This window comes from Actinocorallia sp. A-T 12471 (assembly GCF_033875155.1).
Taxonomy (GTDB): domain Bacteria; phylum Actinomycetota; class Actinomycetes; order Streptosporangiales; family Streptosporangiaceae; genus Actinocorallia.
Genome location: NZ_JAWZTE010000007.1, coordinates 289,686 through 301,665 on the forward strand (window position 1 = coordinate 289,686; position 11,980 = coordinate 301,665).

Genomic DNA, 11,980 nt, shown 5'->3' on the forward strand with positions numbered 1-11,980 from the left:
CGCCGGGCCCCGCCGCGCGTCACCGGGCGACGACCGTGCCCGCCGCCTCGGCGAGGGTGAGGGCGCCGCCGTCCGTGGCGGTCGCCGACGCCGTCAGCACGACGGTGTCGCCGTCCTCAAGGAACGTGCGGGTCGTCCCGTCGGCGAGGACGACGGGTTCCGCGCCGTTCCACGACAGCTCGATCAGCGACCCGCGCTGGCCGTGCGCCGGGCCCGAGACGGTGCCCGAGGCGAACAGGTCGCCGGTGCGCAGCCGCGCGCCGTTGGCGGTGAGGTGCGCGAGCATCTGGTCGGGCGTCCAGTACATCCCGGCGTAGGGCGGCTCGGAGACCCGCGTCCCGTTGACGTGCACCTCAAGGGTGAGGTCGAGTCCCCAGGGCTCCTTGGGCCGCAGGTAGTCGAGCGGCTCGGGGTCCTGCCGCGGGCCGGGGACCCGTGCCGCCTCAAGCGCCTCGAGCGGCGTCACCCAGGCCCCGACGGTCGTCGCGAACGACTTGCCGAGGAAGGGACCGAGCGGCACGTACTCGAACGCCTGCACGTCCCGCGCCGACCAGTCGTTCACCAGCACGACCCCGAACACATGGTCGGCGAACCGCTCGGGCGGCACGGTCTCCCCCGCCTCGGTCGGCACCCCGACGACGAACCCGACCTCGGCCTCGAAGTCGAGCTTCCGCGACCCGCCGTATTCCGGAGCCGCAACGCCGGGCGTCACGCGCTGTCCGTGCGGGCGGGTGATCTCCGTCCCGGAGGCGAAGACAGTTCCGGCCCTGCCGTGGTAGCCGACGGGCAGGTGCCGCCAGTTCGGCTTCAGCGGCTCCTCGTCAGGACGGAACATGCGGCCGAGGTTCGTCGCGTGTTCCAGTGAGCAGTAGAAGTCGACGTAGTCGGCGACCTCGAACGGCAGCCGCAACCGCACGTCGGCGAGCGGGTGCAGATGCGCGGCCGCCGCGTCGTCGGCGAGCAGGCCGGTGATCCGGCTCCGGGTCTCGCTCCAGAAGGCGCGGCCCCTGGCCATGAACGGGTTGAGGGAGGCCGCCGCGAACTCGGGATCGCCGAGCGCCGCCGACAGGTCGAGGACGTGCCCGGCGATCCGGACGCCCACGCGCGGCGGGCCGTCCGCCGGGGCGAACACCCCGTAGGGCAGGTGGGCGGGGCCGAACCCCGGGTCGTCCGACGGGTTCAGGGGGTGGGTCATCGGGCGGGGTCTCCTTCCGCGAGCCCCAGCGCGACGGCGTCGGCCAGGGGCTCCTCGGTGCTGCACGAACCGTAGGCGACGAAGGCTTCGCGGACGCGCGCCGCGTCCGCCGCGCTGAGGCCGCGCGCCTCGGCGACGAGGGGTGCCGGGTCGGTCTCGGTCAGGGTCGCGGCGATCTGGTCCCGCGACGCGCCCGCGATCGCGCGCGCGGTGGCCGTCAGCAGGTTCAGATAGCCGTGGTGCCGGAATCCCGTCTCCGGGTCGCGGTACGGGAGCGCGTGGTGCAGGCCCGCGGTCGCCTTGAACGGCACACCGTGGCGTACACAGACCTCGACGAACGCCGCGACCTCGTCGGCGGAGGGGAACAGCGCGGCGGCGAGGCCCCCGCATCTGATCTTCGCCCCGACGCCGGGCCTGCCCGCGAGGGCCGCGACCGCGTCGAGCCAGCCGGGCCCCCGGCGCGGCTCGACATACAGCCGCACCGCGACGGCCTGCCCGGCAACGGCCGGACGATCCGGGACTGAGTGAAGGGGACGTGCCCCGGGAGCCGTCGGACCAGCGGAGTGCGCGGGACGCGGCCCGGGAGCGGTCGGACCAGCGGAGTGCGGGGGGCGCGGCTCGGCGTGCGGCCGCGGCGGGGCGTCCGGGGGCGGCTCGCCCGGCGTCACCGCGGCCTCGGCGGAGTCGACGGTGAGCCGCGGGTCGAGGACGTCGGGGAGGGCGGCGTCGAGCAGGACGCCCACGCGCACTTCGTCGCCCTCGGCGAGCGCGGCGGTGAGTTCGCCGAGTCTGCTGGCCGGGCACAGGAACCGGTGCGCGAGCATCGGGTGGCCCGCCGCGCGGTCGGCCCGGTGCCTGGCGAGCGCGGCGGCCATCGGCAGCCGGGCCGGGGGGAACAGGCCGGCGTCGTCCACGAGGCCGTGCAGCAGGGGGACGGCGTTCACCGCGCCCACGACCAGGCGTAACCGGGGTCCTCGCACTCCCGCGCGCCCTCCCCCAGCAGCAGCGGACGGAACGTGTCGACCATCACCGCGACCTCGTCGGTGGTGGTGCGGCCCTCGGCGAGGCCGCGCACCGACGCCTCGGCCGCGCCCGGCTGCGGCCCGTGGGTGAACCCGGCAGGGTGCAGCGACACCGAGCCTGGCCCGATGCCCGAGCCCTTGCGCGCGGTGTAGTCGCCGCCCGCGTAGAACATGAACTCGTCGGAGTCCACGTTGTGGTGGTTGTAGGGCACCGGGACGGCGTCGGCGTCGAAGTCCAGCGGACGCGGGCAGAACGAGCAGATGACGAAGTTCGGCCCCTCGAACGTCTGGTGCACCGGCGGCGGCGCGTGGGTGCGCTTCACGACGGGCTCGAAGTCCGCGATGTTGAACGCGTACGGGTAAAGGCACCCGTCCCACCCGACGACGTCGAAGGGATGGTTCCGGTAGACGAGCCGGGTAAGGCCGCCCCGCGTACGGACGGTCACGGGAACCTCCTCACCCTCCTCAAGGAAGGGCTCGGTGGGGCCGCGCAGATCGCGTTCGCTGTAGGGCGCGTGCTCAAGGAACTGCCCGTACTCCGACAGATACCTGCGCGGCGGCCTGATGTGCCCGGACGCCTCGATCACCAGCGCGCGCACGGCCCCCGACACCCGCCACCGGTGCGTCGTCCCGGTCGGGACCACGACGTAGTCGCCGGGCCCGGCCTCAAGGGCCCCGTAGACGGACTCCAGCGTGGCGTGGCCGTCCTGCAGGTAGACCACCTCCGCGCCCGTGGAGTTGCGGTACAGGCCGCTCGTGGTGTCGGCGGCGACGTAGGAGATCCTGACGTCGTCGTTGCCGACGAGGGTCCGCCGCGCCGAGCACAGGTCGCCGCCCTCGGGAAGGTCCCCGGTCCGGTAGGCGCGCGGGCGCAGCGGAAGGTTGGGCTCGAGGGCGGGCGCCGCCCATGCCGTCTCCTCCGCGCTGAGGATCGCCGTCGGCGCGTCGCGGTGGTAGAGCAGCGAGGAGTCGGACGAGAAGCCCTCCTCCCCCATCAATTCCTCGGCGTACAGCTGCCCGTCCGGGCGGCGGAACTGGATGTGGCGTTTGCGCGGGATGTCCCCGACCGCACGGTAGTACGGCATCACTTGCTCCTCAGGGGTCGGTCCACCGGCCTGCCCTCGGCGCGGTGGAGTGCGCTCAGCAGCTTCTGCGCGTCGAAGGCGTCGAGCACAGCGGCGAGGTGGCCGTCCGGCCTGACCAGGTGGACGGTGTCCGCGCCCGCGCGCAGGGCGGGCCGCAGGACGCCGTCGACGTCGAGGTCGGGCAGCGCGTACACGGCGACGTCGGACGGCAGCGCGGCGCGCGCGTCGGCGACCCGGTCGGGGTCGGCGAGCAGGGCCACGAAGCCCGCCCCGAACAGGCTGCGCAGCCTGACGCGTTCGCCGTCCAGCAGGCACGGGCCGTCCGGGCAGATCACCCCGCCGACGGGCGGACGGACCACGCCCGGCGCGGTCGGGAAGTCCCCCGCCGGGCCGGGGGTCGTCAGCGGCGATTCGAGGTACCAGTACGGCTCGGCGAGCTTGCCCGAGTCGATCTCCCGCGCGGCCTCCGGGTCGGCCGCCGCGCGCTCCAGCGCCGCGGCCCTGCGCCGCCGCTGCTCCTCGGTGCGCGGGACGAGGAACTCCATGGTCGCCTCGGTGACGCGCTTGTTCTCCCGCGCCGCGGCCCGCCGCTCGATCGCGTAACTCTCCAGGAGGGTGCCGTCGGTCTCGCCGCGCCTTGCCCAGGCGAGCTTCCACGCGAGGTTCTCCGCGTCCTGGATGCCGGAGTTCAGGCCGCGCGCCCCGAAAGGCGCGTAGAGATGCGCGGCGTCCCCCGCAAGGAACGCCCTGCCGACGGAGAACGCGTCGGCGACCTTCTCACTGAACCGGTACACCGACAACCACACTACCTCGTGGTCCACCGCCCCGATGATCTTGCGGATGCGCGCGTCGAGCCGCCCCGACGCGCGCTCGGCCTCGAGGTCGAAGTCCGGCGGGACCTGCCAGTCGATCCGCCACGTCCGGTCCGGGCACGCGTGGATGAGCACCTGACGACCCGGGTTCCATTCTGGGTCGAAGAAGAAGCGGCGCTCGTCCGGGAACGGCAGGTCGGCGCGGATGTCGCAGATGAGGAAGCGGTCGTCGAACACGCCGCCGGGGAAGCCGACCCCGAGGAGCTGGCGTACCGTGCTGCGCGAGCCGTCCGCGCCGATCAGGTGGCTGCCCCGGAACGTCAGGCGCGCGGTGGACGTCGCCACGTCGGCCTCGATCCCGTCGGCGTCCTGCTGGATGCCGATGACGGGATGGCCGTACCTGAGGTCGATCAGCGGTTCTGCCTTGGCGAGCCGGAGCAGGTGGGCTTCCACGACGGCCTGGGAGATGTTGATCCACGGCGGCAGCTCGCTGCGCCCGGCGTCGGGGAAGGTGACGGTGAACAGCTCGCGGTCGCGGTGGTAGGTGCGTCCCGTCGTCCAGGTGACGCCCTCGGCGACGAGTTCCGCGCCGCACCCGATCCGGTGGAAGACGTCGAGGACGTCGCGCTGGAAGCAGATCGCCTTGGAGCCCGACGGGTCGCGCATCCCGCCCGCCTCGAGCACGACGGTCGGGACCCGCCACCGCGCGAGGAGCAGCGCGGCGGCGAGCCCGACCGGGCCCGCCCCGACGACGATGACGGGCTCGCTCACGCCTGCACCTCGGCCCACACCTCGCGGTCGCGCTCGGCGGTCCACACGCGCGGCCGCTCGACGCCCGCGAGCTCGTCCCAGAGGCGTGAGACGTCGAACGGAAGGCAGTGCTCGAAGATCGGCCAGGCCCCGTAACGCGGTTCGAGCTTGGTGTGGACGGCGTCGAACGCCTGCTTGAGCGTGCCGCCCGTCTGCTGGACGCGGCCGACCTCGTCGATCATGACGGCGAGGAAGTGCCTGGTCTGCGCGATCGCCGCCGACACCGCGTCCGCGCCCCTGGCGACCGCGCCGCGCCCGCCGACCAGCGTCTCCGCGCCGAGCGCGGCGACGGCGTCGAGGGTGCCGGTGGCCCACTCGCGGTGGAAGGCGTCGCCGGTGTAGAGGGCGGCCTGCGACTCCACGAGGTCGCCCGCGAAGAGGATCTTCTGCTTGGGCAGCCACGCGACGACGTCGCCTTCGGTGTGGCCGCGTCCGAGATGCCGGATCTCCAGGGTGCCGCGGTCGCCGCCCAGCTCGATGCTGACCGCGTCGGAGAAGGTGAGGGTCGGGCGGGTGAGCCCGGGGATCGAGTCAGGCTCCTTGAACAGGCGCGGCATCCGCCCGTACTCCGACTCCCAGTCCTCAAGGCCCCGCTCCTCGATGAGGTCGCGGGTGCGGTCGTGGGCGAGGATGACGTCGGCGTCGAACGCGCTCGCGCCGAGCGTCCGGACCGCGTGGTAGTGCGACAGCAGCAGGTAGCGCACCGGCTTGTCGGTGTGCTCGCGCAGCTTGTCGAGCCATTCGCGCGCGGCGACGGGCGTGGCCAGCGCCTCGAAGCAGACGAGGAAGTCCTCGCCCTCGATCGCGCCGACGTTCGGGTCGCCCTCGGCGGTGAGCGCGTAGACGCCGTCGGCGAGGATCTCCAGGGTCTGCTCCTTGGCCGCGAGGTCGGCGGAGGAGGCGAAGGGCTTCATGGGGTGGGCTCCTGTGCGGTCGGGGTTGACTGCCTGAGGAAGCCGTCGACCACCGCGTGGTAGTCGGCGGGCCGCTCCTCCTGCAGGTGGTGGCCGGCGCGGTCCATCACGTACAGGTGGCCGTGCGGCGTCATCCTGGCGAGCATCAGCGGGTAGTCGGGGGTGAGGAACGCGTCGTGCATGCCCCAGCAGAACAGGACGGGGGCGCTGATCTCGGCGAGTTCCGCGGTGAGGTCCTGCCACTCGCCGCGCGGGCTGTCCGAGCGGGCGGCGAGCGCGATCTCCTCGGGGTCGAGGCTCTGCTCGTAGCGCATGGTGACTGTCTCGTCGGGCAGGGCCTCGGGGTCGTACCACTCAAGGCGTGAGATGAGTTCGCGCATCTTGTCCTTGGTGGGGCCGTCGCCGCCGTAGTAGACGTCGCGGGCGTTCCTGCCGCGCCGCCCGTTCTCCGGCAGCGGGGCGAGCGGCCCGTAGAAGACGGGCATCGACCCGGTGACGACGAGGGAGCGCACCCGTTCCGGGTACTTCGCCGCGAGGTTCAGCGCGATCGTGCCGCCCCAGGAGTTGCAGACGAAGTCGGCCCGCTCGATCCCGAGCGCGTCGAGCAGCGCGACGGTCTTGGCCGCGTGGAAGTCCCACATCGGGCCGGTGATCGTGCACTTCTCCGACCTGCCGTACTGGAGCAGGTCCACCAGGACGCAGCGGCGGTCGCGCGCGAACAGCGGCGCGACGGGCCCGAAGTCGCTCCACGCGGTGCATCCTGGGCCGCCGCCGTGCAGGAACAGCGTCGGCGGGCCCTCACCCAGCTCGGCGACGTAGAACTTGACGCCGTCGGCCTCGACCATCCTGCCCTCGGGCGCGTGCTGCGGCGTCATGCGGTCTCCTGTCCTTGGTCGGCTCCTTGGTCGGCGAGGAAGGCGAGGACGAGTTCGGCGAACGCGTCGGCCTTGTACTCGAGGGGCACCATGCCGCCGTCGATGACCGCGACCTCCGCGCCGGGGAGGCGGGCCGCGAGCGGCTTCAGGTCGGGGAACGCGTGCGGGTCGGCCGAGGAGCCGACGCAGAGCACCGGGGCGGAGATCCGGGGAAGGCGGTCCTCCATCACGTAGGCGCTCACGGCGGCATGTCCGTGCTCGACGCCCGGCCAGACGGCCAGGGCGTCGCGGACGAACCTGTGCAGCAGGTCGGGCCTGCCCTGCGGGTAGAACCCGGCCCTGCGGCCCCACAGTTCGGCGAGGTGGCCGCCGTCGGCGCGCTCGGCGACGGCGTCGACGGGCGGCCGCGCCGCGCGACGCTCCCGCGCGGCGGCGTCGATCAGCGGGGTCGAGGACAGCACGAGCCGCCCGATCCGCTCGGGGGCGGCCGCCGCGACCTCGACGGCGACCACGCCGCCCGTGTGGTGGCCGACGAGGTGGACCTTCGGCAGGCCGAGCGCGTCGAGGAGTTCAAGGAGCGCGGCGGCGTAGGTCTCGATCCTGTGGTCGTCGGTGCGGGCCGACGCGCCGAAGCCGAGCGTGTCGGGGGCGATCGCGCGGAAGCGGGCGCCGAGCAGGGGGAGGATCTCGCGGTACTCGTCCCACGAGCGCGGGCTCTGGTGCAGCAGGACGACCGGGGGTCCCGCGCCGCACTCGGCGTAGTGGATCGGGCCGTAGGACGTCGCCGCGTAGCCGAACGACGTCATCGGGCCGCCTCAAGGAACTCGAGGGACAGCGGGTTGTACAGCTCGGCCCGCTCGTGCTGCGGCCAGTGCCCGCACGCGTCGAACAGTTCGAGGCGCGACCCGGCGATCGCTTCGTGCATCGCCTGCGCCTCGGGCACCTCGCCGAACGGGTTCTGACGGCCCCAGACGACGAGGGTCGGCGCGGTGATCTTCGCCATCCTGTCGGGCCGCAGCAGGTTGCGCTGCCGGATCTCCATGTCCTGCAGGCACAGCAGGTTGTCGATGTTCGCGACGAAATCCGGCTCGTGGTAGATCCGGTGCCTGATGTCCACGAGCTCCTCGCTGACGTCCTTGGCCGGGTCGTGCATGAGCAGGTGCAGCCTGCTGCGGGTGAGGTCACGGTCGTCGGTCCGCACTGCCTTGCGGGTGGACTCGCGGATGCGTTCCATGATCTTGGGGTCGGCCTTGGTGCCGCCCGCCGCGAGCAGTTGCAGCGACGCCACCCGCGCGGGGTTCTCCGAGGCGTACCAGGCGGCGACCCAGCCGCCCAGGGACTCGCCGATCAGGTGCGCGCGGTCCGCGCCGATCGCGTCGAGGTAGTCGCCGAGGTGTGCCGCGTAGTCGGGGATCTCGCTGGGTTTGCCCGGCTTGTCGGTGTAGCCGTGGCCGAGCATGTCGATCGCGTGGCAGCGGTATCCGGCGGCCGCGTGCGGGCCGAGGTTGCGGACGAACGCCTCAAGATGCCCGCTCGTGCCGTGCAGGAACACCAGCGGCGGCCCGTCGGCCGGGCCCGCCTGGAGCGAGCGGGTCAGGACGCCGCCCGCGTCCACGTGGACGAGGCTGTGGTCGAGGCCGGTGAGGTCGGTCCAGATGGTCATCGCGCGGTCTCCTCCGCAGGGTCGATGACGGCCACGGCCATGCCGGTGAGCCAGTCGGGTACGGGTGCGTAGGCGAGGGTGCGGGCTGGCGCGTGGCCGAGCGCGGCGGCCATGATGAGCCAGGCGCGGATCTCCTGCGCGCCGTTGCCCGCGATCCGCTCGAGGTCCTCGGTCGTGTGCGCGGTGGCCTCGGCGGCCCTGCCCTCGGCGAGCAGGGCGAGGAAGTCGTGGTCGAACTCGGGGGTGATGACGCTGGGCGCGGCCCTGACGATCGAGCGGCGGCGCTCGTCGTAGCTCGCCCAGTCGCCCCTGCCGTTCAGCCACGCCCTGACCATGAACTCCTCGTCGTCGCCGTCCGGCTCACGCCAGTCCGGCCAGGGCAGCCGGTGCGACAGCCCGCCCGACGCGACCACCGCGACGCGCCGGCTCTCGGGGAAGGAGAGGATCGCCGCGCGCAGCGCCGCGCCGAGGTCGAGGCAGCGGGCGAGGGTCGGCAGCGGCGGCGCGAACACGTTGACGACGAGGGGGACGATCTCGGCGTCGACCCCGTCGAGCAGGTACTGGATCGCGTGGGTCTGGCCGTGGTCGATCTGGAGCCGCGCGGAGAACGCCGGGTCGAAGCCCGCGTCGACCAGGCTCCCGGTGAGGTGCCTGGCGAGCGGTATGTCCACGGGCTGCGGCCCGGACGGGGTGCCGGACTCGCCGCTCGCGACGCACTCCCCCACCCCGAGCGTGAACGCCGGGATCAGGTCGAGCCAGAAGCCGCGGAAGTGGTTGGAGCCGACGAGCAGGACGGTGTCGGGCCGGGCGGCGGCGATCAGGTCGCGGGCCGCGGCGAGCCCGTCGCGGAACCTGACGGCCTCCGCCCGGTGCGTCGTCTGCTCCCAGTGCGTGTTCATCAGGGTGCTGTGGGACGCGCCCACGCCGAGCACGATCTCAGCGGGCATCGGCCACCCCCGTCACGTCGAGCGCGATCCGGATCAGCGCGTGGGTGAGCCTGACCATCTGGCGGACGTCGACGGTGTTCATGCCCATGGCGAAGTCGGTGGAGGGGTCAACGGGAAGGTCCTTCGTGTCGGGTTTGGGCATGCCGATCCGCACGGTCGGGATGCCCCTGCCGCGCAGGATGTTGGCGTCGGTCGCGCCGGACATGCCGGTCATGGGCTGGTGTGGACGGCCCTCAAGTTCCTCCCACGCCGCGACCGCCGCGCGCACGACGGGGTCGGCGGGGTCGGTGCGGGTGCCGGGGATCGCCAGGACGAGTTCGCAGCGCGCGTCGGAGCCGCCGAGCACGGCTTCCAGCTCGCGTTTCACCGCGAGCGGTGAGGTCCCGGGCGTCAGGCGGACGTCGCAGCGGATCACGCACTCGGCGGGCGTGACCGCCGCCATCCGGGGATTCCCGGCGGTGATCGAGGCGACGATCCCCTGTGGCGCGCACGTGCCCTCGGTGTGGGCCGCCGCGTACTCGGCGAACCACTCCTCGAGCCGGGCGACGACGTCGGCGGCCGCCGCGATCGCGTTGCGGTAGGGCATCCGGTGCCTGCTGCCGACGTAGGTGTGCGTGCCGGGGACGCGCACGTCGAACCAGGCGAGCCCGACCTCCTCGTGCGCGGCCGCCCAGCCGGGCTTGGCGATCACCGCGTGGTCGGCCCACCAGCCCTGCTCCAGCAGGAACGAGCAGCCGACGCCCTGCCCGGTGTGCCGCCGCGGGTCCCCGCCGAGACGCAGCGCGTTGGTCGGCATCCCGCCCGCGCCGAGCCCGACCAGCAGATCACCCGCGAGCGGCACCCCCGCCGCGGCGATCGCCTCCGCGGCGGCCAGCACACACGCGGCGTGCCCCTTGGGATTGCCCGCCCCCAGCCCCACGACGTGATCGCCGAACACCCGCGGCTCGGGAAGCAGATCAGGCCGCAGCCCGGGGCCGGGGTCGGGGAGGCGTTCCTCCTGGGCGGGGGCGCCGGCTTGCGGCGGCCAGGGCTCGGCTTGGCGTGTGCGTTCGGGGCCGGTCCAGGGGGCGTCGGCCTCGGGGAGGCCGGTGGTCAGGGTGTCGATCGGGGCGTACAGGAGCAGGGCGGAGCCTTGGCCGGTGCCGGGCAGTCTGGCGCGGGCGTTGGCCTGCCGGGCGTCGAGGGGCTGGACGTCGGCGGCGAGTCCGGCGTCGGCGAGCACGTCCGCCGCGTAGGACGCGACGGCCAGCTCGTCGCCGGTCGGCGAGGGGCGTTCGACGAGGCCGCACACGAGTTCGGCGAGGCGTTCGGGGCGCACCCGCGCGCGGGCGAGCGCCGTCCAGTCCGTCACGGCGTGATCCGGTGGACCTGGGTGCGGCTGCGCCGCGCGAGCCTGACGAGCACGACGACGGCCACGACGATGACCGCGAGGATCAGGTACTTCACTTCGTGTCCTCCTCGGCGAGGCCGAGCGCGGCGAGCTTGTCGCGGTAGTCGCCCTCGGCGAGCGAGCGCCACGACGTGAGCGACACGTCGGGCCGGTACAGGCGCTCGGGCGGGCAGTGGGTCGCCTCGACCATCCAGGCGTCCTGGCCGGAGAACTGGCCGTGGAACAGCCAGCGAATCCACGCGAGGTACTTCACGGAGAACACCAGCGGCCCCAGGCCCTTGCGGAAGTTCACCATGACCCCGACGTACTGATGGTTGTCGGCGTCAACCGGGACATAGAACTCGTAGTGGATGAAGTTCGGGTAGGCGATCCGCAGCACCCCGGGCATCGAGACCGACGCGAAGCCGGGGAACTCCTGCTCGGCGATCACCGGGTCGACCCCGCCGGACGCGCCGGTGTTGCCGATGTTCGACGCGCCGCGCGCGGGCGGCCTGAGCTTCCACCAGCGCTTGTTCGTCCAGACGCCGAGGCCGGGGAAGTCGGCCTCCCAGTACTGCTCCTCCTGGACCCGGAAGATCCAGCGGCCCTTGCGCTCGATGCGCGTGGTGTTCCACGTCGGCATCGCCTTGAACAGCCGCCACAGGGCGGTGCGGTGCAGGTACTTGGCGTGGCCCTCGTCGTAGCCGTTCTCGCACGCGAGCCGCCAGTTCCCGACGCGCGGCTCCATCCGCGCGCCGAGCATGAAGGCGTTGCCGACGAGTTCCTCGGGGAGCTGCTCGTCGATCGGGTGCGGCTCCTCGTCGGCGATCGGCACGTACACCCAGACCATGCCGAGCCGTTCGGCGACCGGGTAGGTGCGGACGGAGACCTTGCCGCAGATCGGCGAGTCGGGGCCGTCGGTGATGACCGCCGAGAGCACGCCGTCGGCGAGGCCGAACGTCCAGCCGTGGTACGGGCAGCTGAGCGTGCCGGGGAACTCCTGTTTGCCGTAGGAGAGCGGCACGCCGCGGTGCGGGCATCTGTCGTGCAGGGCGTAGGCGGTTCCCGCGTCCCTGATGAGGACGACGCGCTCGCCGCACAAGGTGAACGCGGAGGGCTTGCCCGTCACCCGGTTCGACCAGACGACGGGGTACCAGTAGCCCTTGAAACCGCTCGCCGCCGCGTCATAGTGCGGCCAGGTCGACCAGTCCTGCCGGCCTGCCGCGCGCTGACGGGGGGCCGTCGGCCGTCGGGGAGTCTTGGATGGTGTCACGGCGCCGATCCTCCG

Annotated in this window: 11 protein-coding genes; all 11 read right to left on the minus strand. The window is 73.1% G+C overall.

The annotated features are described in order from the left end of the window. Positions 1-19 precede the first annotated feature (19 nt). The gene (gene fahA, locus R9X44_RS21575; protein WP_319816042.1) at positions 20-1,195 is read right to left on the minus strand and encodes a fumarylacetoacetase; all 1,176 of its coding nucleotides are present in this window, start codon (positions 1,193-1,195) and stop codon (positions 20-22) included. Continuing rightward, positions 1,192-2,139 carry a hypothetical protein gene (locus R9X44_RS21580; protein ID WP_319816043.1) on the minus strand — a complete coding sequence of 316 codons (948 nt, stop codon included), beginning with the start codon at positions 2,137-2,139 and terminating at the stop codon, positions 1,192-1,194. Before R9X44_RS21580 ends, fahA begins: the two co-directional genes overlap by 4 nt. Continuing rightward, positions 2,136-3,302 carry a homogentisate 1,2-dioxygenase gene (locus tag R9X44_RS21585; RefSeq protein WP_319816044.1) on the minus strand — a complete coding sequence of 389 codons (1,167 nt, stop codon included), beginning with the start codon at positions 3,300-3,302 and terminating at the stop codon, positions 2,136-2,138. The genes R9X44_RS21580 and R9X44_RS21585 overlap by 4 nt, the downstream gene beginning before the upstream one ends. Continuing rightward, positions 3,302-4,885 (minus strand): FAD-dependent monooxygenase, encoded by a 1,584-nt coding sequence (locus tag R9X44_RS21590; RefSeq protein WP_319816045.1) that lies wholly within the window; start codon positions 4,883-4,885, stop codon positions 3,302-3,304. The genes R9X44_RS21585 and R9X44_RS21590 overlap by 1 nt, the downstream gene beginning before the upstream one ends. Continuing rightward, on the minus strand, positions 4,882-5,838 hold the full coding sequence (locus R9X44_RS21595) for an MBL fold metallo-hydrolase (protein WP_319816046.1): 957 nt from the start codon (positions 5,836-5,838) through the stop codon (positions 4,882-4,884). The genes R9X44_RS21590 and R9X44_RS21595 overlap by 4 nt, the downstream gene beginning before the upstream one ends. Beyond that, on the minus strand, positions 5,835-6,713 hold the full coding sequence (locus R9X44_RS21600) for an alpha/beta hydrolase (RefSeq protein ID WP_319816047.1): 879 nt from the start codon (positions 6,711-6,713) through the stop codon (positions 5,835-5,837). Before R9X44_RS21600 ends, R9X44_RS21595 begins: the two co-directional genes overlap by 4 nt. Continuing rightward, positions 6,710-7,519 (minus strand): alpha/beta hydrolase, encoded by an 810-nt coding sequence (locus R9X44_RS21605; RefSeq protein ID WP_319816048.1) that lies wholly within the window; start codon positions 7,517-7,519, stop codon positions 6,710-6,712. The genes R9X44_RS21600 and R9X44_RS21605 overlap by 4 nt, the downstream gene beginning before the upstream one ends. After that, complete coding sequence (locus tag R9X44_RS21610) at positions 7,516-8,376, minus strand: alpha/beta fold hydrolase (RefSeq protein ID WP_319816049.1); 861 nt, start codon at positions 8,374-8,376, stop codon at positions 7,516-7,518. Before R9X44_RS21610 ends, R9X44_RS21605 begins: the two co-directional genes overlap by 4 nt. Further along, positions 8,373-9,323, minus strand: a complete 951-nt coding sequence (locus R9X44_RS21615; protein ID WP_319816050.1) for a hypothetical protein — start codon at positions 9,321-9,323, stop codon at positions 8,373-8,375. Before R9X44_RS21615 ends, R9X44_RS21610 begins: the two co-directional genes overlap by 4 nt. Further along, positions 9,313-10,674 carry a peptidase dimerization domain-containing protein gene (locus R9X44_RS21620; protein ID WP_319816051.1) on the minus strand — a complete coding sequence of 454 codons (1,362 nt, stop codon included), beginning with the start codon at positions 10,672-10,674 and terminating at the stop codon, positions 9,313-9,315. The genes R9X44_RS21615 and R9X44_RS21620 overlap by 11 nt, the downstream gene beginning before the upstream one ends. 91 nt (positions 10,675-10,765) lie before the next feature. Further along, the gene (locus R9X44_RS21625) at positions 10,766-11,965 is read right to left on the minus strand and encodes an aromatic ring-hydroxylating dioxygenase subunit alpha (RefSeq protein WP_319816052.1); all 1,200 of its coding nucleotides are present in this window, start codon (positions 11,963-11,965) and stop codon (positions 10,766-10,768) included. Between the last annotated feature and the right edge of the window lie 15 nt (positions 11,966-11,980).